Origin of the sequence: Micromonospora sp. NPDC127501, from assembly GCF_040302185.1 — a bacterium.
Taxonomy (GTDB): domain Bacteria; phylum Actinomycetota; class Actinomycetes; order Mycobacteriales; family Micromonosporaceae; genus Micromonospora.
This window is the reverse complement of record NZ_JBEORJ010000001.1, coordinates 310512-334344: the sequence shown is the minus strand read 5'-3', so window position 1 is coordinate 334344 and position 23833 is coordinate 310512. Positions and strand designations below refer to the sequence as shown.

Genomic DNA, 23833 nt, shown 5'->3' with positions numbered 1-23833 from the left:
GTCGCCGGCCCTGTCCGGACGGGCTCACCGGCCCGGTGCCGCTGGCCGAGCAGTCGCCCCTCGCACCCTGCCGCTCCCTGCATGTGCGGGTTCTTGCCCCGGCAGGCCGCGGGCTACACCTTCCGTCGATGTCTCTACTGGGCGATGTGGACAGACCGGGAGCGCACCCGGCCGGGTCACACCCGAGCCTCGGCGGGTGTCGGCGTGGGGTCGAGCGGCAGGTCACGCAGCCGGCGGATCGGCGTCGACAGGTAGATGATCGGGGACAGCACGGTGAGCGCCCCGAAGATCAGCAGGGTGGTACGGGCACCGAGTGGCCCGGCCAGGATGCCGGCGAGCAGGCCGCCGACCGGGATGGCACCCCAGGAGACGAACTTGACCGTGGCGATCACCCGGGACAGCAGTTCCGGTGGGCTGGCGAGCATCCGGTAGGTGCGGGTGGTCACGCTGAGCACCACAGTGGAACTCGCGAAGATGAGGTTTCCGACGGCGAAGGCCAGGAACGCGGCGATGCCGGTGCCCAGCGGGATGATGAGCGCGCCGGCCACACCGATGAAGGCCGCGATGATCAGGCCGCGTGCGGTGCCGAACCGGTCGGTGAAGCGGGTGGTCAACGCCGCGCCGATGAGCGCGCCGAGGCCGTCGGCGGCGATCAACAGCCCGACCATGAGCGGCGATGCGTGCAGCTCACGCACCAGGTAGAAGGGGAACAGGGCGAGCATGGCGCCGTTGACGAAGTTCGTCGCTGTGGCGTCCCACATGGCCGGTCCGATGATCGGGTGCCGGAGCACGAAGTGCCAGCCCTCGCGGATCATCGTGATCATCGGCGGCCGCTCGGCCGGTCGCTGCACCCGCCGGGCCGGCAGGGTGCGCAGCAGCACGGCGGAGAGCAGGTAGCTGACGGCGTCCACGAACAGCGTCGGCACCGCACCCAGCAGCTGCACCGCGAGACCGCCCAGGGATGGCCCGCCCAGCGAGGTGGCGGCGTGCGTGCCGGAGGTGAGGCTGTTGCGGGCCTGCAACTGCGCGGCCGGCACGATCTCCGGCAGGAAGGTCTGGTTCGCCACGTCGAACAGCACGTTGGCGAAGCTCACCACCAGGGCGACCGCGATCAACTGGGCCACCGTCAGCATGTCGAACCACCAGGCGAGCGGAACCGACGCGATGGCGAGGGCCCGGACCAGATCCAGGGCGACCTGCATGCCGCGCAGCGGCATGCGCTGCACGATCACGCCCGCCGGCAGGCTGATCAGCAGGTACGCCAGATAGCCCGCCGCCGTGATCAGACCCATCTCGAAGGCCGACGCGTGGAGCACTGTCAACGCGGTCAACGGTAGGGCCAGCGCGCCGACCGCCGAGCCGAGTTGGCTGGTCGTGCCGGCGACCCACCACCGCCAGAATGCAGTAAGTCCCATAATGGAACTCACTATAGGGGCGCGTGGGAGACGACGTCGACCCCGTCGATGCGGGATCGACAGACAATTCGCTGCCTATCGCGCCCGGCGCACCATCTCGCTGATCCAGGTGGGCGCGAACGGAGACGTGCAGCCGGGGGAGGTGGGGTAGTCCTTCAGCACCTCGAGGCGTTCGCCGATGTCGATCGCCCGCGCGCGGTGCTCGGCGTGCTCGATGCCGATCTGCGCCAGGCAGTGGTTCATCGCCCACTGCAGGCGATCCGGCGCGTCCTTCATCTCGGTCTCGATCACATCGAGCAGTCCCGGGAGGTCGAGACTCTCGGGCTTCTTCGTCACACGCTCGGTGGTCAGCGCCCAGCCGGCACTCGCGACCACGGGATCCGCGTCGGCCAACCAGGTCAGCCGCAGCTCTTCGGAATGCGGGCTCTTCTTCACCACGTAGTTCACGAGCCAGTCGTGCACCTTCGGGGCGCGCGCCTCACGCACCATGACGTCCAACTCGTCCCGCTCGAACGCCCTGGGGCGGCAGATCAGGATTGCCAGCAGCCGCGCCGAGGCCCCGCCCGTCGCCCAGAGTTGGCGCGCGAGGTCGTGCTGCGTCTTCAGTCGCTTCGCCAGCGCCCGAAGCGCGCCGAGATTCACACCATGATCGTCACCGTGCCTGGCGTTCACCTCGCGTGTCTTCGGGTCCTCCAGCTGGGCCAGCTCGGCCGTCACCTCGGCCAGCGTCGTCGTAGCCATCGCAGCCTCCTGCCCATCGGGACCGTACGTTTCACACTCGCGTGACGGGTATCCAGGCGTACCAGTGCGACCGGCGGTGAACAGCTTCACGGAGTGAGGGGGCACCAATCATGCCTGATCCACAGCCCACCATCGTGCTCGTGCACGGCGCGTTCGCCGAGTCGGCGAGCTGGAACGGTGTGCTCGAGCGGCTGGGCGCCGGGTACGACTCGGTGGCCGTCGCGAACCCGCTGCGGAGCGTGGCAGGCGACGCCGCGTACGTGCGGGATGTCGTCCGCGGGATCGGCGGTCCTGTCGTCCTCGTCGGCCACTCGTACGGCGGCATGGTGATCACGCAGGCCGCTGCCGGCGACACTTCGGTGCGGGCCCTCGTGTACGTCAACGCCTTCGCGCCGGACACCGGTGAGTCGGCGATGACGTTGTCCGCGAAGTTCCCCGGCAGCACGCTAGCCGACACGCTGGTGCAGTACCCGGTGTCGACCGGCGGCAACGAGGTGGCGATCGGCCAGGACCAGTACCACGCGCAGTTCTGCGCGGACGCGACGGACGACATGGCCGCGCTGATGGCCCGGACCCAGCGGCCGATCACTGTCGACGAGGGCCTGGGTGGCAAGCTCACCGGCGACCCCGCCTGGCGATCACTGCCCAGTTGGTTCGTGTTCGGGGACGCTGACAAGAACATCCCCGCCGAGGTGCACCGGTTCATGGCCGAGCGGGCCAACCCCCGGGGGCAGCGCGAGGTCGTCGGCGGCTCGCACGCGATGGCGGTGGCCCGGCCGGGCGAGGTCGCCGAGACGATCATCGAGGCGGTCCGGGGCGTGAGCTGACGGGCCGGACGGACAGCTGACGGTGGGCCGACGACGAGGGTCGCCGGCCCACCCCCGCTGGCTAGCGAACCCGCAGCTGCTGGTGGACCGCCGCGGTGGGGGCGTGGACCGGGTCGCCCGAGTAGGCGACGTGCACCGGCACCGACACGGAGTCGACCCCCGACCACAGGTGATCCCGCGCGAAGATCGTGAACAGCTGGCCCGCCGTCATTCCGTCGTGCGCGCCGGGGACCTGGGTCGTCGCGGCGGCGTACCCCCGGGCCCGGAAGTTGTCCGCGATGGCGTTCTGGGCGTTGAGGTTGCCCTCGAAGACGCCGTTGCCGAGGAAGACGGTGAGGTCGTCGTCCCCGACCGCGTTCGCGATGGTGTCGTAGTCCTGGGTGGTGAGCGACGGATTGCCGGAGAAGTGCCCGTAGAACGCAAAGGTGGTCGGGTAGTTCCTGATGACGACGCCGCCCGTCATCCCACCGTACGAGAACCCGGCGTAGGCCCGCCCGGAGCGCTCGGTCGAGACGTTGTAGCCGCTCTCGATGAGGGGCAGGATCGTCTGGACCAGGTTGTTGGCCGCGTTGGTCTGATTGTAGGACGCGAAGCCGAGGCTGGTGCCCGTGAAGTGGTTGCCCATGGTGACGACCACCGTCGGCTCGATCTCGCCCCGGGCCGTCATGTTGTCCAGGATGTTCGGGACGTTCGCGGGGACCATGAAGTCGGTCTCGTCGCCGAAGATGCCGTGGGCGAGGTACGCGACCTTGTACGGCTCCGCGCGGTTGGCATCGTAGTTGGGCGGCAGGTAGACGCCGAGGTAGTGGCCGCTGTCGCCCAGGATCGTGGTGTACGGGACGTACTGGACGGTTCCTCGCTTCGCGCGGTCGGCCACCGGCAACTCGTAGTCCGCACGCGCCTTCAGCACCGGGTCGTTCTGCTTCTTGGCGTACGGCACGTGCACGGCATCGAGCACGTCGTTGTTCCTGACCCGGAACGAGGACTCGCCCGGCGGGCGAGGGTTCGTCGAGGCGGGGTCCCAGATGCGCTTGTTCTCCCAGCCCTGGGTCGGGTCCCAGACCCGGTACCAGTAGCTGAGACCTCCGGCGTGCAGCGGGACCGAGACCGACCAGTTCCCCTTCGGGTCCCGGGTCATGTCCCGGAGGAACTCGGTGCCGCCCGCGTGGTAGCGCCCCGGCTGCCACTCTTCCGGCTGGTAGCGCGTGGTGCCGGTGTCGACGTCGAGCAGGGTCAGATCCCCGGCGAGGCGGACCTGGGTGGCGTGCGGATTGCGGTAGACGAACGTGACCGTGTATCCGGTCGGTGACTTGCGGTCCGCCTTGACCGTCACACCCGGCACGGGCGCGGGCCTGCCGGCGGCGGCAGCCGGCGCGGGGACGACGGCCCCCGCACCGAGTGCCGTGAACACGAGAATCGAGATCGCAAGCCGGAACCTGCGTCTTCCGGTCGTTTCCCTCATGCGCGAAGACTCCTTTGTGGTGGTCGCTCGTCGCGGTCTGGTCCGGTGCTGGGAGGTGAGGGCCTGGGTGGTCGCTAAATCGAATTAGCATCGGGAGTGTGGCTGGGTATCCCTTTCGATGTCAAGGGTGCCCAGGGCCGAGGCCGGCCCGCGCCTCGAGGCGTGCGACACCCGCGGCCTGCGGGTTTTCCCAGCTGACCGCCGCTCGGATGGCAGGGTGAGGGCCATGGACAGGAAGCACGTCGAGGATTGGCTTGCCACCTACGAGCGGCTCTGGCGGACCCCGGGCACGGAAGCGCTGGTCACGCTCTTCACCGAGGACGCGAGCTATCAGCAGGGGCCGTACTGGACGCCCGTCGTCGGTCTGCCGGCCATCGCTCGGATGTGGGAGAAGCAGCGCAAGGGTCCCGACGAGGTGTTCCAGCTGACCACGGAGATCGTCGCGGTCGAGGGTGACACCGCCGTGTCGCGTCAGGAGGTCCGCTACGGCGACCCGGTCGAGCAGGAGTACCGCGATCTGTGGGTCATGCGGTTCGCCGACGACGGACGGTGCCGCTCATTCGAGGAGTGGCCGTTCTGGCCGGGGCAGCAGCCGGCCGAGCCGTCCGACGGCTCCTGACCTGAGTCGGTTGCGGTGGCGACGCCCCAGCCACCGGGGTAGGGGACCTGACCGACACGCCGTCGGATGGGTCGCACTACCTGCCGTGCGCTGGGGCGTCACCGTGACGATGTCGACCCGTCAGACCGGGGCGGCCGGGCAGCTCGCTCCGGTCGGCGGTGTGGTTCTGGTGATGAGGTACCGCTCCACCTGACGACGGGTGCACTCGGTCCGTGGGTAGCTGGCGTGGCCCGACCCCTCGTAGGTGACGAGGTGGCCCCGGCTGCCGAGCTGGCGCACCACCCGCTGCGCACCGTCGTAGGGGGTTGCCGGGTCGTACCGCCCGTTGAGCACCAGCAACGGCGCGGTCGTCCGTACGCGCAGCTGATGTTGTGGGTTGGTTGCCGTCCAGCCCAGGCAGATCGCGCCGAAGCGGACGGCCAACGGGGAGGCCCGCAGGTGCGGTGCGGCGGCACGGGACAGTTCGAGGTACCGGTTCCAGTCGGCGAACCCGTCGACCGGCAGCGACCAGTCCTGGCAGAACGCCGGTAACGCGTACTCGGTCAGGTCCTTGTCGCCGTCGACCGGCACCATCGGGGATGCGAGCGCAGCGGGCTCGCCCCGTTCCAGCGCGAGCAGCATGGTCGCGAGATCGGCCCAGGTCGCGTCGAAGAAGTTGACGAAGGTCGCGAACCCCAGCTCGAACCAGCTCAGCGGGGTGCCGGTGGCCGCGTCGACCAGCGTGCCGGCATCGGCGCGGCGCATCAGCCGGTCGTAGAGCGCCGGCACGTCACGTCCGTGCAGCGCGCAACCAGAGTTCCGCTCGCACCAGGTCGCGAACTCGTGGAACAGCGCCTCGTTACTGGCCGCCCCGCTGCGGAAGTACTCCCGGACCCCCTGGCTGTGGTCCATCACGCTGTCCATGACCAGTGCGCGGACGCGGTCGGGGAACAGCTCGGCGTAGGACTGCCCGATCAGCGTGCCGTAGGACCACTGGTAGAAGCTCAGCTGTCGCTCACCGAGTGCGGCCCGGATGGCGTCCGTGTCGCGCGCGACGCTCGCACTGTCCAGGTGGTCGAACAGTGGGCCACTGTGGGCGCGGCAGTCGTCGCGCAACTGGCGGTTGTAGGTACGGAGTCGCTCGAACTCCGCCGCGTTGGCGGGCGTCAGTGAGGGATGCTGGCCCAGCAGCTCCGATGAGCAGCGCACCGGTGCGCTACGGACCGTGCCCCGGGGGTCGAAGCCGACGACGTCGAAGCGGCGCAGCACGTCCGGTCCGAGCTGGCTGGCGGCCGTCAATGCCACGTCCACCCCGGACAGGCCGGGACCGCCGGGGTTGAAGACCAGGACACCGAGGCGGGCGGCCGGATCGGTGGCGGGTCGCCGGGCCAGGGCCAGCGGGAAGGTCTCCCCGCCCGGGCGGGCCCAGTCGACCGGCAGGCGCAGGGTGCCGCACCGCGTACCCGGATCGTCGGGCTGTTCCGGGCACGCCTCCCAGTCGATCCGACCGTTCCAACCGCCGGTCGCGTCCGCGGCGACGGGCCCGGTGCCGCCGGCCGTCGGCGTGGTGCCCGCGAGCGACGGTGGGGCGTTGAGCGAGAGGGCGACGAGGACCGCGACGACGGCCGAGAGGCTACCGAGGAGCCGCCGGCGTCGACGGGCGACCCCGCGGGGATGCCGGAAGGTGGTTCTCTTCGTGGTCAACATTCGTCCAGCCTGCCGACGCCCGGTCCACGTCGGATCCATGCCGGTCCGCAGACGCTCGGCGCAGGGCATTCACCGGTACGCCTCAAGCCGCTCGGACAGCACCGTGGCCTGCGGATGACCGACCCGGTCGAGGATCGCCAACGCCTGTCGCCACAGGTCGACCGAGGTGTCGTGGTCGCCCACCGCCTGATGGGTGTCGCCGAGGCGGACGAGTGTGTCCGCCCGTCCGCAGGGGTCCTGGACGTGGGAGTAGAGCGCCAGAGCGCGCCGGTAGCAGTCCGCAGCGGTCGGATGCTTCCCGAGGCCCTGATAGGCGAATCCGAGACTGTCCCAGGTGTGGGCCGCGCCGAGCCGGTCCTCGGCCTCCTCGTAGCGCGCCAGCGCCTGCTCGCAGAAGGTGATGGCGCGGGTGTGCTCGTTCAGCCGCGCGTGGCTCCAGCCGAGAGCGTTGAGCGCTGCCGCCTCGCCGAGCCGGTCGTCGGTGCTGCTGGCCAGCGCCAGCGCCTGGCTGGCGTGCGGCAGTGCCGCCCCGGCGTCGTCCTCGATGTCGGACAGCCAGGCGAGGTGCAGGTGTGTGCTGGCCTGCCCGGGGAGGTCGCCGGCCTGGTCGTACCGTGCCATCGCGCGCCGGAGGTGATGGTGGGCCGCACCGAACCGGCGGTGCTGGATGTGGGCCAGCGCGAGGTCCCGGTGGGCCAGCGCCTCGGCCCGTGGATCACCGCGACGGTGCGCGACCGTGACCGCGATGGCCTGCACGGCGGCCAGGTCGTGCCACTGCGAGAGCCGGCTGAGCAGGGGAGTGAGGGCCTGGGCGAGGTGCCCGGCCCGGGCGTCGAAGCTGTGCGCGACAGCGTCGTCGACGGCGGCCAGCAGCACTCGCTGTTCGATGATGAACCAGGCCAGCGCGGCCCGGTGGTCGGCGAACGCCGACGGTGACGCGTCGGTGGGCGGGGGCGGCGGATCGAGCGGCTGCCAGCCGGGGTCGACCAGCCTCGCCGCGTCCCGGGCGACACACAGGTAGTGGTCGAGCACGCGCGCGCGGACGGCGCTACGGTCGGCCGGACGGTCGAGCGCGTGCGTCAACTCCTCCCCGTAGGCGCGGAGCAGATCGTGACAGTGGAAGCGGTTGGGGGACGGCTCGGCCAGCAGGTTCGACCGGGTCAACTCGTCGAGCGCCGGCCGGATCAGGTGCGGTGGTGCCCCGGCGAGGCTGGCCGCCGCCGCAGCGCTGACGTCGGCGGCGGGGTGCAGGCTGATCTGCCGGAACAGTCGCGCCGCGTCCGCGCTGAGCAGTCGGTACGACCAGGAGAGCACGGTGCGCACGTCGGTGGCGGCATCGTCGGTGGCCAGGGCGGCGAGCCCGCCCCGGCTCGCCGCCAGGTCGTCGGCGATGGCCTGGAGCGGAAACGTGGGCCGGGCGGCGGCTCGCGCGGCCACGATGGAGAGGGCCAGGGGCAACCGCGCGGTACGTCTGATCAGCTCGTCCACCGCTGCCGGCTGGGCGGTGGCCCGCTGCGCACCCAGTCGGCGGACGAGCAGTTGGCGCGCTTCGTCGTCGTTGGGCAGATCCAGCGCGAGGGGATGGGCGCCGTCGGCGGCGACCAGGCCGGGCAGGGTGTGGCGACTCGTCACGAGCACACCGCAGCCTGTCGCCCCCGGCAGCAGCGGCCGCACCTGTTCCGCGTCGCGGGCGTTGTCGAGCAGCACGAGCAGCCGTCGGTCCGCGGTCAGGCTGCGGTACAGGGCGAACTGGGCCGCCGGCTCGGCGGGGATTTCCAGGGGTTTCACACCCAGGGCGGGCAGGAGTGAGCGTACGACGACGGCCGAGGGCGACGCCTCCTGCGTGGCGGTGCCGAATCCACCCAGGTCGACGTGGAGCTGCCCGTCGGGGAAGTGCCGCAGGTTGTCATGCGCCCAGCGCAACGCCAGCCAACTCTTTCCGACGCCGCCCGTACCGGTGATGACGACGGTGCTGGCCGAGCGGGAGTCACCGAGCAGCAGCGTGGTGAGCCGGGCCAGCTCCGCGGCCCGGCCGGTGAACACCGTCGGTGGGGCCGGCAGCTGCCGGGGGACGATTCGCGGCGCGCTTCTTTCCGGCGGCCGGGGATCGGATGTCAACAGCTCCCGCTCCGCCCGCAGGATGCGGGTGTGCAGGTGTTGGAGGTCAGGGCCGGGCTCGACTCCCACCTCCTCGGCGAGGAGGTGGCGGAGCTGCCGGTACGTCGCCAGCGCGTCGGCACGCCGGCCGGTCCGCGCCAGGGCCACCATCAGTTGCCCCCATGGGCGCTCGCGCAGCGGATCGTCGTCGACCTGGCTCCGCAGCGGTTCGATCAGCTCGTGATGCCGTCCGGCGCGCAGATGGAGGTCCGCGACCTCTTCCGCCAGGCTCGACCGCTGCTCCTGGAGCCGCGCTCGGACGGAGAGCAACACCCCCCAGCCGGGGAGGCCCGCGAACGGCTCCCCACGCCAGAGCGCCAACGCGGCCTCGAACGACTCCTGGGCGGCTGACCAGTGACCCTGCCGCAGCGCGGAGTACCCGCGCTGGGCCAGGTCGTCGAAGGCCACGCTGTCCACCGTCAGCCCGTCCAGGGCGAGGCGGTAGCCGGTGGGCCCGGCGAGGATGGCGGGGTCGGGGAAGCCGGGGGAGCGCAGCGCCCGGCGCAACGCCCAGACATAGGTCTTCACGTTGCCGGCTGCCGTCTTCGGTGGGCGCCCCTGCCACAGCTCGTCGACGAGTTGGTCGATGGACCACCCGGTGCCCGGCTGTGACATCAGCACGGCCAGGAGGCGTACCTGCATCGGCGTGCCGAGGGCAAGTCGTTCCCCGCGGGCCGAGCGCACCTCGACCGGCCCGAGCAGTTGGTACCGCGCCGCCGGTGGCGTCCCAGCGGGGTCCATCGCCTCATCGTAGGGGCCCGAAGCGTTCCGCCTCATCGGCTGGACGGCCGTGGCCCGCGCCCGTCTTCTGGTGTGCTCCGTCACGCAGGTGGGCATGGTCAGGACGTTGGGTGCCGCGGGGGTGCCTGCTACAGTCGAGATTGTTGCGGCCGCAAATTTATCAGCGGCAACTACTTTGGGAAGGATACCTCCGATGACCAAGCTCGCCGTCATCTACTACTCGTCCACCGGAACCCTCCACGCCATGGCCAAGCGCCTCGCCGAGGCCGGCGAGAAGGCGGGCGCCGAGGTGCGGCTGCGTCAGGTTCCGGAGCTCGCCCCGGCCGAGGCCATCGCCTCCAACGCCGCCTGGAGCCAGCACTTCGACGCCACGAAGAACGAGCCGAAGGCGACCGCCGACGACGTCGTCTGGGCGGACGCTGTGCTGTTCGGCACGCCCACCCGTTACGGCAACGTGGCCAGCCAGCTCAAGCAGTTCATCGACACCCTCGGCCCGCAGTGGGCGCAGGGCCTGCTCGCCGACAAGGTGTACGCCGGCTTCACCGCATCCATGACCGCGCACGGCGGCCAGGAGTCGACCCTTCTGGCGCTCTACAACACCGTCCACCACTTCGGCGGTCTGGTGGTCGCCCCGGGCTACACCGACCCGCTGAAGTTCGCCGACGGCAACCCGTACGGCGTCTCGCATGTCACCGGCGGAGGCAACGACGCCCCGCTGGGCGATGCCCAGTTCGCTGCCCTCGACCACATGGCCGAGCGGGTCGTCAAGATCGCCGGGAAGCTCAGCGCCTGAGCGCGCTGGCGCCGCAACGCACGCCCGCGTCGACGCGGGTGCCCAGCTGGGCGAGGGCCGGTCTCCCGATGGGGGGGCCGGCCCTCGGCGCGCCCTCACACCGCAACCGCGGCCATGGCGGCATGCGGCCGGTGTTGGTCGGCTCGCGACAGGCGTTCGACCTCCCGGAAACCGGCGTGGGCGAGTCGTTCGGCGAACTCGTCGAGCGGCCACCGGTAGGCGGTCACGACCTTGTGGTCGAAGGCGCCGACCTCGTCGGCGGTGAAGGTGCCCAGCACCAGACGTCCGGCCGGGGTCAGCACCCGCCGGAACTCCTTGAGTACGGCGTCGAGCTCCTGCGGCGGCAGGTGGATCAACGAGTACCAGGCCAGGATGCCGTCGATGGACTCGTCGGCGACGTCGAGGCGTTCCAGTGACCCGAGTTGGAACTCGACGTCCGGGTGGGCCGCCCGCGCGTGCGCGATGAACTCGGGGACGAGGTCGATCCCCGTCGCCTCGACGCCCAGCGCCCGAAGGTAGCCGGTGATGTGGCCAGGCCCGCACCCCAGATCGAGTACCGGGCCAGGTCGACCCGTCAGGTGTCGCTCGATGAGGGCGAGGTCGTCCGGGTGCACCCGCTCACTGGCGCCGAACATGCTGATGTAGAGCTGCGCGACGGACGTGTAGGCCTGTCGTACCGTGTCCGTTTCCATCGCGGCACTATACGGGTCACCAGACCTTGTCCAGGCGGCCTACCGTGATGGCCATGACACGTCGAGCCACACTGGCCGGCATTTCTGCGGGCCTTCTCCTGCTGGGTTGCTCGGTCGGCGCGCCGACGAAGAGCGAACCCAGACCTGAATCCGCCCCGGTGTCGGCCGCCAGCGCCGACGCCACCACGACGGCCGAGGCGATCGGCCTGCTGCGTGGCGGCACGGCGTTCGTCAATCAGACAAGTTATCGCAGCGACGTCGACATCGCCAGCCAGATCACGTCGCTGTCACACACCGACAACGTCCACAAGCGCTTGACCGCCAAGGTTGCGGCGCCGGGTGGGGCCATCGAGATCCGGATGATCGACGACGAGGTCTACATGAAGACCAGTCTGTTCCGCGGTGTCGGCGACGGATGGATGGTCCTCGACCCAGCCCGGGTGCCGTCGGACTTCGCCCTGAGCTTCGCACCGGGCAAGAACGACTCCGGCGGCTCCGGCCGCCTCATCGACGCGATCGTCACCGCGCGAGCGGACGGCCCGGAGATCTCCGGGACGATCGACGCGACCCGGATTGCCGCCGGTAACGGCATCAGCTTCCGCCCCGGTCCCGATGGTGTCTTTCCGGACGGCGCGCGCAGGCACGCGTTCCGGGCATCGCTGGACACCGAGGGTCGGCTGGTCAGCTTCCTGATGCCCGAGGCCAGCGGGCTGCCGAACGCATCCCTGCGCTACAGCGATTTCGGCACGACCGTCACTGTCGCACGGCCGCCCGGAGCGATCACCGCCCCCGACGCCCTCTATCCCCAGCTCGGCCTGGGCGGAGGAGAGTAACAACGAGCGGCGTTTGCCCTCGGCGGCTAATGCGGTTAGCCTTTAGCTAATCACGTTAGCTTCAGTGGAGGGCGTCATGACCGAATACCTGGACATTGCCGGCAACACGATCGCCTACGAGGTCACGGGGCAGGGCCCACTGGTCGTCCTGGCACACGGCATGGGCGACAGCCGGCACTCGTACCGGTTCGTCGCTCCGGCCCTGGCCGCGGCCGGATACCGGGTCGCCAACGTCGACATCCGTGGCTGCGGCGACTCCAGCCTCGGCTGGGGCGGCTACAGCCGCACCGACATCGCGGGTGATCTCGTCGCCGTCGTGCGCCACCTGGGCGGACCGGCCGTGCTCATCGGCCATTCGATCAGCGGCGGTGCCGCGACCATCGCGGCCGCCACCGCGCCCGACCTGATCACCGGCGTCATCGAGCTGGCGCCGTTCACCCGCGCGCAGTCCGTCGACCTCGGCGGGTTGGTGCGGGTCAAGCGCTTCCGGGCCGGCTACCTCCAACTGGCGCAGGTACTCATCCGGGGCAGCCTGGCGAACTGGAAGAAGTACCTGGACGTGGCCACCCCCACCAAGCCCGCCGACTGGCACAGCGAGCTGGCGCGCATTGAAGCCAAGATGAGTGAGCCCGGCCGGATGAAGGTCCTCCAGGCCATGGCCAAGACCAGTCCGGGCGACGCCGGTCGGCAACTGTCCAACGTCACCTGCCCGGTCCTGGTTATCCAGGGCAGCGCCGACCCCGACTGGGCCGACCCGCGGGCCGAGGGCGAACGCATCATCGCCGACCTGCCGCGAGGGCTCGGCGAGCTGGCTGTCATCGAGGGCGCCGGCCACTACCCGCACGCCCAGACGCCCGACGAGGTCCTCGCCCTGGCCCTGCCCTTCCTCGCCCGGACGCTGACCAGTGCCTAAGGCCCGGCTCACCCCGGCATCGGTCACCGAAGCGGCGGCCGCGCTGGTCGACGAGGTCGGCTTCGACAACCTCAGCATGGGTCTGCTCGCCGAACGGCTCGGGGTCAAGACCCCCTCGCTCTACAAGCACGTCACCAGCCAGGCCGAGCTGGCGCACCGGATCGCCGTCCTGGCCAGGACCGAGGCCGGCGATGTCATCCGTGACGCCATTCAGGGCCGGTCCGGCAGCGACGCGCTCGCCGCGGGCGCGCAGGCGATGCGGACGTACGTGCGGGAACACCCCGGCCGGTACGCGGCCGCCAACGCCACCCGCCCGACCGGCCCCGACGACCCCTTCATCCCGGCCAGCGAGCGGGTGCTCGCCTCCTGGGCGGCAATGCTGAGCGGGTACGACCTGGACCCCGGCCAGGAGATCCACGCCATGCGGACGCTGCGCAGCGTCCTGCACGGCTTCGCCACCCTGGAGGCGGCCGGTGGGTTCCAGATCGACGCGTCCGTCGACGAGAGCTTCACCTGGCTGATCAACTTCATCGATCAGGGCCTTCGCGCCGGCGCCGCCAGAGGCAGCGACGTCGCCCGCTGACACCGGGTCGCCTCGACCCGCACCGGCTGCCTCCCCGTGCGGTGCCCACCCCTGGCAGGAGTGGTTGGGCCCGGCAGGGCTCGCGATACTTCGAGTACGTGGGACGATTTCCGGCGTGGCAGAGACTGCGGCGACGTTGACCGAGATCCGCGCTCGGATCGACGAACTGGATCGGGAACTGGTCGGCCTGCTCGCCCGGCGGGAGGCGCTGGTCCGGCAGGCCGCCCCACTCAAGAGCGACGGCCAGGCGGTCCGTGCGCCGGACCGCGTGGCGCAGGTGGTGGCCCGGGTCCGCACGTTGGCCAGCGAGGCCGGCGCCGACCCGGATCTGATCGAGCGGATCTACCGGGGCATGATCCAGGCCTTCATCGACATGGAGACCGACGAGCATCACCGCATCACTGGCGGGTCGGCGCCGAGAACACGGTGATCGCCCGGGACGTGCGCGCTCAGGTGGCGGAGCGGCTCTCACCGTCCGGGTTCGCCAAGGCGGGCGGCGCGTAGCCGAGCTCGTACGAGATCTTGTTGGCGGTCTCCAGGAGCAGCGGAAGGTTGCTCTTGAGCTGGTCGAGGCTTGCGATGACCTCGATCGCCGTGATCGAGGCGGCGGCGATGACCTGCCCCCGCGAATCCCTGATCGGCGCGGCCACGCACATCACGTACGCGTCGTGCTCGCCGTTGTCCATGGCCCAGCCGCAGTCGTGGATGCGGGCAAGTTCGGCTTCCAGGGCGTCGTGGTCGGTGAAGGTGGTGTCGGTGAACTTCTCGAAGACGACGTGGGAGAGAAGACGGTCGCGCTCCTGCCGGGGAAGGTAGGCCAGGATCGTCTTGCCCACAGCGCTCGCGTAGATGGACACCGCGCGTCCCACCCGCGAGGGCAGCTTGACGGCGTCGAACGCCGGGCTGTCCACCTTGTCGATATAGATGATCTCGTCGCCGGTCAGTTGCGCCAGGTGTACGGTGTGGCCGGTCGCGCGTTGCAACGCACGCAGGTGTGCGGCCGCGGGCTGGCGGAGGTCCATCGAGCCGAGCGCGAGCTCGGACAACTCGATCAGGCCGCTGCCGAGCACGTAGGTGCCCGCGCCGGTGCGGCGGACGAAGCGCGCGGACTCCAGTGTCTGGAGGATGCGCAGGGCTGTGGACTTGTGGACGCCGAGCACGTCCGCAGCCTCCGTAAGGGACAGCGGGTGCTCCGCGGATCGACGGATGAGATCGATCGCGCGGCGGATTGATTGCGCCAAGGCTGTGTCTCCCCTCGCGCGACGGGCAGCGCCGCCGCTGTCATTGCACATTATGCAATATAGATGACGTGATGCGCAATCGCCACTTGACACCGTTGCACATGGCGCTACGATCGTTGCAATTTAATCGGTTCGATGCCAACACGTAACAGTGGAGTAACGATGGGTAATAAGCGCGCTCATTTCGGCATCGCCAGGGCGACATGTGCCCTCGGCCTGGTCGCCACCCTCCTGACCGGTTGCGGCTCGGACGGCGACTCCGGCGACGGCGTCACCAAACTGACCTTCGCCGCCTCGACCTTCGGCGACCCGGGTCGCGGGCCGCTGTTGACGAAGTGGCTCGACGAGTTCAACCAGAGCCAGACCAAGGTCCAGGTGTCCGCCGCCGCGGTGCCGTACCCGACCTTCGGCCAGACCGTGCTCACCCAGATGGGCAGCGGCAAGGGCCCCGACCTGGTCCGCTTCGACATGCCCGAGTTCGAGGCGGCCTCGGACGCCGGCCTCATCGCGCCGCTGGACAAGGTGATCGACGCCAGCAAGTACGACCTGCTCAAGCAGCCGGACCAGTTCATGGTCCACGACGGTGTCCGGCACGGCGTCATCTTCGAGGCGTCGAACTACGCGATGTTCTACAACGCGGACCTGATCCCGACGCCGCCGACCACCTACGAGCAGTTCACCTCCACCGCGAAGTCGCTGACCAAGGGTGACGTCTTCGGCCTGGCGTTCCGTCAGACGGAGGCCGAGGAGGCCGGTGTCTGGCAGGACATCTTCAACTACGTCTACGGCTTCGGCGGGGCGTGGTCCGACGGCAAGAACCTGACGATCAACTCGCCGGAGAACCTCAAGGGCCTGCAGGCGTTCAAGGACCTGTACGACGCGAACGTGATCCCGCGCGGAGCGGACGCGGCCACCTTCCGGCGGATGTTCGCCGAGGGCAAGGTCGGGATGGAACTCAACAACGGCGGCTACGTGACCGCCACCCGCGGCCAGAACGCCAAGCTGAACTTCAACGTCGCGCCCATCCCGTTCCCGGTCCGCAAGCAGGGCGCGATCCTCGCCCCGATCGTGATCAACGAGGCGAGCGAGGGCAAGGACGAGGCCGGCACCTTCATCAAGTGGGCGCTGGAGCCGCAGAACCAGGTCAAGCTGCAGGAGATCCTCGGCGCGAGCAGCGTGGCCACCGCCACGCAGCGCAGCGCGGAGGCGCTCAAGGCGACCCCGTTCCTCCCCGTCTTCGACGGTCTCACCGAGACCAGCCTGCCGCAGATCGTGCTGGGGTTCGAGGCCAAGACGCCGGACATCCGCAAGGTGGTCGTGCAGAACGTGGTCGCGGCGCTGCAGGGCAAGGCCGACCTCAAGTCGGCACTGGATCGCGCCCAGCAGCAGGCGAGCGAACTGGTCCGCTGACCGCTCGACACGGCGACGCTGCCGGCGCAACGATCCGTGCGCCGGCAGCGTCCTTCCCCCAGAAGGATCGAATCCGATGACTGTGGTCGAGCAGACCGGAGCACCGAAGACAACATCCCCAGGCCGGCCCCGGCGTCGGCCCAGCCCGCTGGGTAGCAAGTGGACGCCGTACCTCTTTCTGGCGCCCGCCGCCCTGTTCATCCTCGTCTTCCAGGCGGTACCCCTCGTCCAGGAGGTGTACCTCAGCTTCACCAGGACGAGGCTGCTCAACCCCACCCGCAGCGAGTGGGTCGGGCTCGACAACTTCAACCGGATCTTCGGCGACCCCGAATTCCACCGCACCCTGCTGATCACCTTCGTCTACGTGATCACCTGTGTGGTCGTCGCCATCGGCGCCGGACTCGCCGTCGCGCTCCTGCTCAACAAGAAGTTTCGCGGCCGGGGCGTGGCACGGGCACTGGTGACCGTCCCCTGGGCCGCTCCGGGCATCGCGGTCGCGCTCATCGCCACCTGGATGCTCAACGCGCAGTACGGCATCGTGAACCGGTTCCTCGACGCGGTCGGGCTCGGCGTCCCGGGTGGCGCCATCCTGGACAGCTCGCGCTACGCGCTCCCGGCGGTGCTCGCCACGACCATCTGGCAGCTGTTCCCGTTCACGTCGGTGGTGCTGCTCTCCGCCCTGCAGTCCGTTCCGCAGGACCTCAACGAGGCCGCGACAGTTGACGGCGCCGGACGATGGGCCACCTTCCGCGCGGTCACCTGGCAGGTCATCAAGCCGACCGTGGGCCTGCTGGCCCTGCTGATGACGATCTGGTCGCTGCGGCGGTTCGAGCTGATCTGGCTGATGACCAAGGGCGGACCGGTCGGTGCCACCGAGACGCTCGTCATCGACCTCTACTCACAGGCGTTCGACTCGAAGGAACTCGGATCGGCGGCGGCCATCGGAATGGTCGGCGTCGTCATCTCGCTCATCGTCATCATCGGCAGCCGCCTGGTCGCCCGTGCCGTGGAGAAGGGGGACGTCCGATGAGGCGCTTCCGATTCGGTGTCACCGCACGGATCGTCGCCGTGCTCGTCGTGCTGGGCGTCGCGGTGTTCCCGCTGTACTGGATGTTCGTCACGGCACTGTCCAGCAACAGCGACCTCTTCGCCGACCAGCCCCGGCTCACGCCAGACCTCGGCCAGTTCGGGGTCTTCGTGGACGCGCTGGCCGAGGGCAAGGCGGCCGGCTGGCTGCTCAACAGCCTGATCATCGCCGTCGGCACGATGGTGCTCTCCGTCGGCCTGGGCATCCCGCTCGGCTACGCGCTGTCCCGGTTCTCGTTCTGGGGCAAGGCCGTGCTGACCGTCGTGCTGCTGTTCACGCAGATGCTTCCCGAGGCGCTCATGGTCGTCCCGCTGTTCGCGCTGTTCCGCCGCTTCGAACTGCTCGACTCACTGACCGGCCTCGTCCTGGTGAACTCCGCCTTCGTCCTGCCGATCGTCGCGCTGATCCTCAAGGGCGCCATCGACGGCATCCCGAAGGAGTTGGAGGAGGCCGCCCGCGCCGACGGCGCCCGGCCCTTCACCACCCTGACCCGCATCAACGTGCCGCTCATCGCGCCGTCGATCGCGGCCACCGCGGTCATCGCCTTCTTCCACGCCTGGAACGAGTACGTGTTCGCGGTGACGTTCATCTTCAACCCCGATCTGCAGCCCGCCTCCGTCGGCATCGCGAACTTCATCGGCGAACTGGGTACACCGATCCAGACGGTGATGGCTGTCGCCTTCCTGTTCACGCTGCCCGCCGTCGCCTTCTACCTGTTGGTGCAGAAGTACGTGGTGTCCGGCATGACCGCCGGTGCGGTGAAGGGTTGAGCCGAAAAATGAAGATCGTCTCTGTCGACACACTGGTCGTCGACTTCTACCGTACGAACCTCGTCATCGTGCGGGTCCACACCGACGAGGGGATCGTCGGGCTCGGTGAGGCCACCCTGGAGGGCAAGGAACGCGCCGTCCAGGGCGCCATCGCCGAGCTGGCCGAGGCGGTGGTGGGTCTGGATCCCACCAGCATCTCCAAGATCCTCTACGAGACCGCGCGGGACTGGTACTGGCGCGGCGGGCCGGTGATCATGACGGCGTTGAGCTCGCTGGAGATGGCCCTCTGGGACATCTCGGCGCGCGAGCTCGGCGTACCGGTCTCCCGGCTTCTCGGTGGTGCGACCCGCGACCGGGTCCGCGCGTACGCGAACGGTTGGTTCTCCGGCGCCGTCACGCCGGAGGACTACGCGGCCGCCGCGCGCCGGACGGTGGAGTCGGGCTTCCGGGGCCTCAAGTGGGACCCGTTCGAGAACTACGACCTGACCATCACCACCGTGCAGTTGGACCGGGTGCTGGCTCAGATCGACGCCGTCCGTCAGGCGGTGGGCCGCGAGGTGGAGCTGTTCATCGAGGGGCACGGCCGCTTCGACGTCCGCCACGCCATCAAGGTCGCCAACGAGATCGCCCAGTTCGACCCTGTGTGGTTCGAGGAGCCCTGCCCACCGGACAACCTCGATGCGCTCGTCGACATCCGTCGCGCATCGCCGGTGCCGATCGCCGCGGGGGAGCGGTGGTACGGGCGACAGGGCTTCGCGCCGGCGCTGGCCCGCCAGGCGGTCGACTTCGTCCAGCCCGACGTGACGCACGCCGGCGGGATCGCCGAGCTGGCCTTCATCTCCACGCTCGCCGCGACCAGCTACGTGGGCTTCGCGCCGCACAACCCGAGTGGTCCACTCAGCACCGCCGCGACGCTGCAACTCGGGGCGACGTTGCCCAACTTCCGGTACCTGGAGATCATGGCGACCGACGTGCCCTGGCGTCCCGAGATCACCAACGAGCGGCTGGTGCTGACCGACGACGGCGACATCCTCATCCCGACCGGGATCGGCCTGGGCATCGAGGTGGATCTCACCGCGATCGAGCAGCATCCGTTCACACCGCACCCGCTGCGGATGTTCCAGGACGCCGTCTTCGACATCCGTCCCCGCGACGAGCGGTCCTTCTTCAACCTGGAGAGCGCCTCATGACGCTGCCACGGCCCCGGGGCTCGTCCGCGGCCGCGGACTGGGTCGGTACCGCCGCCGAAGCGTTGCCCGACGATGCCGACAGCGTCCTCATCGGCCGGATCTGGGACCCGTCCGGGGACGGCCCCTCACCGGTGACCGTCCGCGACGGCGAGGTCATCGACATCAGCCACCGGTTCCCGACCGTCCGCGACATCTGCGAGCTGCCCGATCCCGCCCTGACGGTGGCCGGTCTCGACGGGCCGAGGGTGGGCGACTTCGGGGAGATACTGGCCAACACGGGGGCCGCGACCCGGGACCGAGGCCGGCCCTGGTTGCTCGCCCCGGTCGACCTCCAGGCGCTCAAGGCCGCGGGCGTGACCTTCCCGATCTCCATGATCGAGCGGGTGATCGAGGAACGGGCGCGGGGAGACCTGGCACTGGCGGCGGACATCCGGCACCGCATGCTCGCCGACGTCGGAGTCGACCTGCACAGCCTGGAGGCGGGCTCGCCGGAGGCGGATCGGCTCAAGAGCCTGCTGGTCGCCGAGGGCATGTGGAGCCAGTACCTGGAGGTGGGCATCGGCCCGGACGCCGAGATCTTCACCAAGGGACAGATCCTCTCCGCCGTCGGCACCGCCGTTCCGGTCGGCGTGCTCGCCGCGTCGACCTGGAACAACCCGGAACCCGAGGTCACCCTCATCGTCGCGTCCAGTGGCCGGATCGTCGGCGCCACCCTCGGCAACGACGTGAACCTGCGCGACATCGAGGGCCGCTCGGCGCTCCTGCTTCCCCTGGCGAAGGACAACAACGCCTCCTGCGCCCTCGGCCCCCTGATCCGGCTCTTCGACGACCGGTTCGGCATGGATCGGGTACGCGAACTCGAGGTGCGCTTGGAGGTTCGCGGCGAGGACGGCTTCCACCTGGAGGCGGTCTCGGAGATGACCCAGATGTCGCGTGATCCCGAGGAGCTGGTCCGGCAGCTGATCGGGCCGCACCACCACTATCCCGACGGCGCCGCCCTGATGCTCGGCACCATGTTCGCGCCCATCCAGGACCGGGACCGCCCCGGTGAGGGCTTCACCCACAAGGTCGACGACGTGGTACGGATCAGCTGCCCGGCGCTCGGCACCCTGGTCAACCGGGTGCGGCACGCGGAGGAGTGCGAGCCCTGGCACTTCGGCGTCCGCGATCTCATGGGCAATCTGGTAAGGAGAGGACTGCTGTGAACGTGGTCATCACTGTCGATCCGCGCGACGGTCAGCGTCGCGCGACGGAACTCACCGAGACCGACGAGTCCCGGCTGGAGGTGATCGCCGGTCAGACGTCCCCGGCGGCGCAGTGGCTGGCCGCGCGGGGGAGGCTCGGCCGCGCGGAGTTGCTGGACGCGATCGCCGCGTCGCTGGAGTCCCGTCGGGTGGATCTCGTCGCTGCCGCCGAGGCGGAGACCGGGCTGAGCCACGCGCGACTCGACCAGGAACTCACCCGGGCGGCGCTCCAGTTCCGGATGTTCGGCGAGGTGCTGCGCGACGGAGCGTACGTCGAGGCGACCATCGACCACGCCGCCGACACACCGCTCGGCCGCGGTCCGGACCTGCGACGGATGCTGGTACCCCTCGGACCGGTCGCGGTCTTCGGGGCCAGCAACTTCCCGTTCGCCTTCTCGGTCGCCGGCGGTGACACGGCCGCCGCGCTCGCCGCCGGGTGTCCGACGATCCTGAAGGCCCACCCGTCCCACCCGCTGACCTCACACGCCTCCGCCGCCGCGATCGAGTCGGCCGTCCGCGACCTCGGTGGGCCCGAGGGTGTCGTCGCGACCGTGTACGGGGAGCAGGCCGGTCGCGCGCTGGTGCGTCACCCGGCGATCCGCGCAGCCGCCCTGACCGGCTCGGTCAACGCCGCCCGTGCCATCCAGGCGGCCATCGACGAACGACCCGACCCCATTCCCCTGTACGCCGAGCTGAGCAGCGTGAACCCGATCGTCGTCCTGCCCGACGCGGCCGCCGCCCGAGCAGACCAGATCGCCGAGGGGCTGTTCGGCTCCTTCACGAACTCGGGCGGTCAGTTGTGCACCAAGCCCGGCCTGGCGTTCGTTCCGTCGGATTCGGGTGGTGACGGCCTGGTCGACGCGCTGCGAGCGAGAGTCGACGCGTCGGGCGGCACGGTCCTGCTCAACGAGCGCATCCGGGACGCGTACGAGAACCGGTCCGCCGAGTTCGAGCGGGCCGGCGCCCGGGTGTCGGCGCGGCCCACTGTCGAACCCGGCGCGGGCTTCACAGTGGCACCGACCCTCCTGGAGGTCGGCCTCGCCGGCCTGACCGCCGAGATCGCCGACGAGTGCTTCGGCCCGCTCCTGATCGTGGTCCGCTACGACGACGCGGCCGACCTCGACGCCGCGCTGGCCACCGTCCCGCCGTCGCTGACCGGCTCGCTTCACCGCGGACCGGGCGACGACGCCGACGTCGTACGCCGACTCGTCGACGTGCTCGCCGCCCGCGCGGGTCGCATCGTCTTCGACGGCTACCCCACCGGTGTCCGGGTGTCGTGGGCCCAGCACCACGGTGGACCGTGGCCGTCGACAAACGCCGTGCACACGTCGGTGGGCGCCACGTCGATCCGACGGTTCCTCCGTCCGCTGGCGTGGCAGGACGCCCCGGCCTGGGTCCTCCCCGAGGAGTTGCGCGACGAGTACACCGCCATCTCCCGGCGAGTCGACGGGAGGTTGCAGCCGGCGGTCGAATAACCGCGTCTGCCGGTCGCTCCCGGGCGCGTTTCGGGGCACCTGCGACTGGCGCGCGAATTCCCTGACGAAATTGGTCCGACAGAGAATTCGCGCGCCAGTTGTCCTGGTGCCGCTGAAGCGCGCCCGAATTGTTTGGACGCGATTCTCCGCTCCGATTTCCGCCTTGACCGTCAATGCAATTCGTGGTTCTGTTTTCGACAGGGAACGATGTTAGCGCTCGCATGGCTGCATCGCTCGTTACTGGTATCCCTTCACCTCACCATCGAATGGTCGGTCGGCCGCTCGGTGCGGTCTGACCACACGCCGAAGAGGGAGCAGGAACATGCCCGTCGCACCTCCCCGTCCCCCGATGCCGGCACCGACACGCCGGCTGATGCTCGCGCTGCTCGCCGCCGTCACCGTGACCGCCGGAACGCTCGCCGCCCCGGCGGCCTCGGCGGCACCGCCCGCGCCGCTGGGTCCGACCGTCTCCCGCACCGACAAGCCCCCGACCGGGTACACCGTCACCTTCCGGTACCGGGCGCCCGAGGACGTCCAGCAGGTACACGTCTACGGCGACTGGTTCTACTCCCGACCGGAGAGCATCGCCTGCCAGGACTGCGGCGACGCGCGGCCGCCCGCCGAGTGGCAACCCGGCGACGTCGCGGCCACCCCGTGGCACATCCAGGCCATGCGGAAGGGCCCCGACGGGGTCTGGACCTTCACCACCCCGCTGCCGGCGGGCACCTTCCGCTACGCGTTCGCCCACGACTGCGCCAACGAACTCGCGACCGGCTGTGCCCTGCACGACGACCCGGCCAACCGGTGGCAGATCCAGCCGCAGTACCCGGGAGCGCCCGGCGCGGTACGCAGCACGATCTACGTCCCGGCCAGTAGGAAGTTCCCCACGTACGACACCGGTTACCAGGCGCCGGTCGCCAGGGTCGGCCGGCTGGAGTCCCGGCGGTACACCTCGCCGCTGTCGACCAACCCGGCGGGAGTCCACGACATCGTCGTCTACCTGCCGCACGGCTACGACCCCAACCGGGCCACGCCGTACCCGACCCTCTACCTGAGCCACGGCAGCGGCGACCACTCGACCGCCTGGACGATGCAGGGCGTGGCCCACCTCATTCTGGAGAACGCGATCAAGGACCGGGCGGCGCAGCCCATGGTGATCGTGTCCACCGACTTCAACGGCCTCCCGGGTGGCAACGAGGGCTACGTCAACGAACTGCGGAACAACATCTTCCCGTTCGTCGAGCAGAACTACCGTGTCTCGACCAGGGCGCAGGACCGCGCGTTCGCCGGCTTCTCCGCAGGTGGCAGCCGGGCCTACACGATCATGTACAACCACACCGACCTGTTCGGTTACCACGCGGCCTGGAGCGCGGGCGGCCCGGCAGCCACCCAGGCCCAGGTCGACAGCATGAAGTCGGTGGCCGGCGGCATCATGATCGGCACCGGGCTGCAGGACCGGCTGGGCAACATCGCCGAGAATTCGCAGCGCAACGCCGCCGCCCTGCGGGCCGCCGGCGTCGAGCTGGACGAGTACAACGTGCCGGGCGTGCACACCTGGCACGTGTGGCGTCCGCTGCTGAACCACTACCTGCGCACCCTGACGTTCCGGGCCACCACCACCGATCTCGACGTCACCACGTCACCGGCGGGCCTGTCGCACCACACGAAGGTCACCGCCACCGCGACGGTCGGCACGGTCAGCACCAGCACGTCGGCACCCTCCGGCACCGTCGACTTCTACGCGGGTGACACGCACCTCGGGTCGGCCCCGGTGCACCACGGTGTCGCCCGGCTGAAGAAGACCGTCCATGGTGAGCTGAACGCGCCGGTGGTCGCCCGCTACCGGGGCGACAAGCTCTTCAACGACTCCCGGAGCGATCCGGTCGACGCCCGGTAGTCCCAGGCTGGACCCCGTACTCCCAGTGGTGGGAAGCCCCGGCCGCGCGCCCCTGTC

The 23833-nt window shown here is 70.0% G+C and carries 21 protein-coding genes; 14 read left to right on the top strand and 7 right to left on the bottom strand.

What is annotated here, in order from left to right; translation table 11 throughout:
- Positions 1 to 176: 176 nt before the first annotated feature.
- Both ABTW72_RS01380 and ABTW72_RS01375 read right to left on the bottom strand, forming a co-directional pair.
- The gene (locus ABTW72_RS01380; protein ID WP_350852700.1) at positions 177 to 1415 is read right to left on the bottom strand and encodes an MFS transporter; all 1239 of its coding nucleotides are present in this window, start codon (positions 1413 to 1415) and stop codon (positions 177 to 179) included.
- A 75-nt stretch (positions 1416 to 1490) separates the two neighbouring features.
- A complete protein-coding gene (locus ABTW72_RS01375) occupies positions 1491 to 2156 on the bottom strand; it encodes a DNA alkylation repair protein (protein WP_350852697.1) in 666 nt (221 codons plus the stop codon).
- A gap of 110 nt (positions 2157 to 2266) precedes the next feature.
- Here ABTW72_RS01375 and ABTW72_RS01370 point away from each other — a divergent pair, with 110 nt between their 5' ends.
- Complete coding sequence (locus ABTW72_RS01370; RefSeq protein ID WP_350852694.1) at positions 2267 to 2983, top strand: alpha/beta fold hydrolase; 717 nt, start codon at positions 2267 to 2269, stop codon at positions 2981 to 2983.
- A gap of 61 nt (positions 2984 to 3044) precedes the next feature.
- Here ABTW72_RS01370 and ABTW72_RS01365 read toward each other — a convergent pair whose 3' ends face one another.
- Positions 3045 to 4325: an alpha/beta hydrolase-fold protein gene (locus tag ABTW72_RS01365; protein WP_350852691.1), complete on the bottom strand. Its 1281-nt coding sequence runs from the start codon at positions 4323 to 4325 to the stop codon at positions 3045 to 3047.
- A gap of 346 nt (positions 4326 to 4671) precedes the next feature.
- Here ABTW72_RS01365 and ABTW72_RS01360 point away from each other — a divergent pair, with 346 nt between their 5' ends.
- Entirely contained in the window at positions 4672 to 5064 is a 393-nt protein-coding gene (locus ABTW72_RS01360; protein WP_350852688.1) for a YybH family protein, read from the top strand.
- A 120-nt stretch (positions 5065 to 5184) separates the two neighbouring features.
- On the opposite strand, the gene ABTW72_RS01355 is transcribed toward ABTW72_RS01360, so the two are convergent.
- Together ABTW72_RS01355 and ABTW72_RS01350 are read right to left on the bottom strand one after the other, a co-directional pair.
- Positions 5185 to 6750 carry an alpha/beta hydrolase gene (locus ABTW72_RS01355; RefSeq protein ID WP_350852685.1) on the bottom strand — a complete coding sequence of 522 codons (1566 nt, stop codon included), beginning with the start codon at positions 6748 to 6750 and terminating at the stop codon, positions 5185 to 5187.
- A gap of 69 nt (positions 6751 to 6819) precedes the next feature.
- The gene (locus ABTW72_RS01350; RefSeq protein ID WP_350852682.1) at positions 6820 to 9648 is read right to left on the bottom strand and encodes an AfsR/SARP family transcriptional regulator; all 2829 of its coding nucleotides are present in this window, start codon (positions 9646 to 9648) and stop codon (positions 6820 to 6822) included.
- 193 nt (positions 9649 to 9841) lie between these two features.
- On the opposite strand from ABTW72_RS01350, the gene wrbA reads away from it, so the two are divergent.
- The gene (gene wrbA, locus ABTW72_RS01345; RefSeq protein WP_350852679.1) at positions 9842 to 10441 is read left to right on the top strand and encodes an NAD(P)H:quinone oxidoreductase; all 600 of its coding nucleotides are present in this window, start codon (positions 9842 to 9844) and stop codon (positions 10439 to 10441) included.
- A 95-nt stretch (positions 10442 to 10536) separates the two neighbouring features.
- On the opposite strand, the gene ABTW72_RS01340 is transcribed toward wrbA, so the two are convergent.
- Positions 10537 to 11133 (bottom strand): class I SAM-dependent methyltransferase, encoded by a 597-nt coding sequence (locus ABTW72_RS01340; protein ID WP_350852676.1) that lies wholly within the window; start codon positions 11131 to 11133, stop codon positions 10537 to 10539.
- Positions 11134 to 11186: 53 nt separating this feature from the next.
- On the opposite strand from ABTW72_RS01340, the gene ABTW72_RS01335 reads away from it, so the two are divergent.
- From ABTW72_RS01335 to ABTW72_RS01320, 4 genes are all read left to right on the top strand, one after another.
- The gene (locus ABTW72_RS01335) at positions 11187 to 11966 is read left to right on the top strand and encodes a hypothetical protein (RefSeq protein WP_350852674.1); all 780 of its coding nucleotides are present in this window, start codon (positions 11187 to 11189) and stop codon (positions 11964 to 11966) included.
- Positions 11967 to 12042: 76 nt separating this feature from the next.
- Positions 12043 to 12879 (top strand): alpha/beta fold hydrolase, encoded by an 837-nt coding sequence (locus ABTW72_RS01330; protein WP_350852671.1) that lies wholly within the window; start codon positions 12043 to 12045, stop codon positions 12877 to 12879.
- On the top strand, positions 12872 to 13462 hold the full coding sequence (locus tag ABTW72_RS01325; RefSeq protein WP_350852670.1) for a TetR/AcrR family transcriptional regulator: 591 nt from the start codon (positions 12872 to 12874) through the stop codon (positions 13460 to 13462). Before ABTW72_RS01330 ends, ABTW72_RS01325 begins: the two co-directional genes overlap by 8 nt.
- A gap of 115 nt (positions 13463 to 13577) precedes the next feature.
- The gene (locus ABTW72_RS01320) at positions 13578 to 13892 is read left to right on the top strand and encodes a chorismate mutase (RefSeq protein ID WP_350852667.1); all 315 of its coding nucleotides are present in this window, start codon (positions 13578 to 13580) and stop codon (positions 13890 to 13892) included.
- 19 nt (positions 13893 to 13911) lie between these two features.
- Here the strand turns inward: ABTW72_RS01320 and ABTW72_RS01315 are convergent, their stop codons facing one another.
- Positions 13912 to 14754, bottom strand: coding sequence for an IclR family transcriptional regulator (locus ABTW72_RS01315; RefSeq protein ID WP_350852664.1), 843 nt, complete (start codon positions 14752 to 14754; stop codon positions 13912 to 13914).
- Positions 14755 to 14865: 111 nt separating this feature from the next.
- On the opposite strand from ABTW72_RS01315, the gene ABTW72_RS01310 reads away from it, so the two are divergent.
- The 7 genes from ABTW72_RS01310 to ABTW72_RS01280 all read left to right on the top strand — a co-directional run bounded on the left by ABTW72_RS01310 (position 14866) and on the right by ABTW72_RS01280 (position 23776).
- Entirely contained in the window at positions 14866 to 16113 is a 1248-nt protein-coding gene (locus ABTW72_RS01310; RefSeq protein ID WP_350852661.1) for an ABC transporter substrate-binding protein, read from the top strand.
- 76 nt (positions 16114 to 16189) lie between these two features.
- Entirely contained in the window at positions 16190 to 17143 is a 954-nt protein-coding gene (locus tag ABTW72_RS01305; RefSeq protein ID WP_350852658.1) for a carbohydrate ABC transporter permease, read from the top strand.
- Positions 17140 to 17970 carry a carbohydrate ABC transporter permease gene (locus ABTW72_RS01300; protein ID WP_091399805.1) on the top strand — a complete coding sequence of 277 codons (831 nt, stop codon included), beginning with the start codon at positions 17140 to 17142 and terminating at the stop codon, positions 17968 to 17970. Before ABTW72_RS01305 ends, ABTW72_RS01300 begins: the two co-directional genes overlap by 4 nt.
- Positions 17971 to 17978: 8 nt before the next feature.
- Positions 17979 to 19160 (top strand): mandelate racemase/muconate lactonizing enzyme family protein, encoded by a 1182-nt coding sequence (locus tag ABTW72_RS01295; protein ID WP_350852655.1) that lies wholly within the window; start codon positions 17979 to 17981, stop codon positions 19158 to 19160.
- Positions 19157 to 20365 (top strand): fumarylacetoacetate hydrolase family protein, encoded by a 1209-nt coding sequence (locus tag ABTW72_RS01290; RefSeq protein WP_350852652.1) that lies wholly within the window; start codon positions 19157 to 19159, stop codon positions 20363 to 20365. The genes ABTW72_RS01295 and ABTW72_RS01290 overlap by 4 nt, the downstream gene beginning before the upstream one ends.
- Positions 20362 to 21879, top strand: coding sequence for an aldehyde dehydrogenase family protein (locus ABTW72_RS01285; RefSeq protein ID WP_350852649.1), 1518 nt, complete (start codon positions 20362 to 20364; stop codon positions 21877 to 21879). Before ABTW72_RS01290 ends, ABTW72_RS01285 begins: the two co-directional genes overlap by 4 nt.
- 349 nt (positions 21880 to 22228) lie before the next feature.
- Positions 22229 to 23776 carry an alpha/beta hydrolase-fold protein gene (locus ABTW72_RS01280; RefSeq protein WP_350852646.1) on the top strand — a complete coding sequence of 516 codons (1548 nt, stop codon included), beginning with the start codon at positions 22229 to 22231 and terminating at the stop codon, positions 23774 to 23776.
- Positions 23777 to 23833 lie beyond the last annotated feature (57 nt).

Excerpts from the sequence above, each read along its gene's own strand:
- ABTW72_RS01380 (WP_350852700.1), bottom strand. The coding sequence starts at position 1,415 with ATGGGACTTACTGCATTCTGGCGGTGGTGGGTCGCCGGCACGACCAGC.
- ABTW72_RS01375 (WP_350852697.1), bottom strand. The coding sequence starts at position 2,156 with ATGGCTACGACGACGCTGGCCGAGGTGACGGCCGAGCTGGCCCAGCTG.
- ABTW72_RS01370 (WP_350852694.1), top strand. The coding sequence starts at position 2,267 with ATGCCTGATCCACAGCCCACCATCGTGCTCGTGCACGGCGCGTTCGCC.
- ABTW72_RS01360 (WP_350852688.1), top strand. The coding sequence starts at position 4,672 with ATGGACAGGAAGCACGTCGAGGATTGGCTTGCCACCTACGAGCGGCTC.
- ABTW72_RS01355 (WP_350852685.1), bottom strand. The coding sequence starts at position 6,750 with ATGTTGACCACGAAGAGAACCACCTTCCGGCATCCCCGCGGGGTCGCC.
- ABTW72_RS01350 (WP_350852682.1), bottom strand. The coding sequence starts at position 9,648 with ATGGACCCCGCTGGGACGCCACCGGCGGCGCGGTACCAACTGCTCGGG.
- wrbA (WP_350852679.1), top strand. The coding sequence starts at position 9,842 with ATGACCAAGCTCGCCGTCATCTACTACTCGTCCACCGGAACCCTCCAC.
- ABTW72_RS01340 (WP_350852676.1), bottom strand. The coding sequence starts at position 11,133 with ATGGAAACGGACACGGTACGACAGGCCTACACGTCCGTCGCGCAGCTC.
- ABTW72_RS01335 (WP_350852674.1), top strand. The coding sequence starts at position 11,187 with ATGACACGTCGAGCCACACTGGCCGGCATTTCTGCGGGCCTTCTCCTG.
- ABTW72_RS01330 (WP_350852671.1), top strand. The coding sequence starts at position 12,043 with ATGACCGAATACCTGGACATTGCCGGCAACACGATCGCCTACGAGGTC.
- ABTW72_RS01315 (WP_350852664.1), bottom strand. The coding sequence starts at position 14,754 with ATGTGCAATGACAGCGGCGGCGCTGCCCGTCGCGCGAGGGGAGACACA.
- ABTW72_RS01310 (WP_350852661.1), top strand. The coding sequence starts at position 14,866 with ATGGGTAATAAGCGCGCTCATTTCGGCATCGCCAGGGCGACATGTGCC.
- ABTW72_RS01305 (WP_350852658.1), top strand. The coding sequence starts at position 16,190 with ATGACTGTGGTCGAGCAGACCGGAGCACCGAAGACAACATCCCCAGGC.
- ABTW72_RS01300 (WP_091399805.1), top strand. The coding sequence starts at position 17,140 with ATGAGGCGCTTCCGATTCGGTGTCACCGCACGGATCGTCGCCGTGCTC.
- ABTW72_RS01295 (WP_350852655.1), top strand. The coding sequence starts at position 17,979 with ATGAAGATCGTCTCTGTCGACACACTGGTCGTCGACTTCTACCGTACG.
- ABTW72_RS01290 (WP_350852652.1), top strand. The coding sequence starts at position 19,157 with ATGACGCTGCCACGGCCCCGGGGCTCGTCCGCGGCCGCGGACTGGGTC.
- ABTW72_RS01280 (WP_350852646.1), top strand. The coding sequence starts at position 22,229 with ATGCCGGCACCGACACGCCGGCTGATGCTCGCGCTGCTCGCCGCCGTC.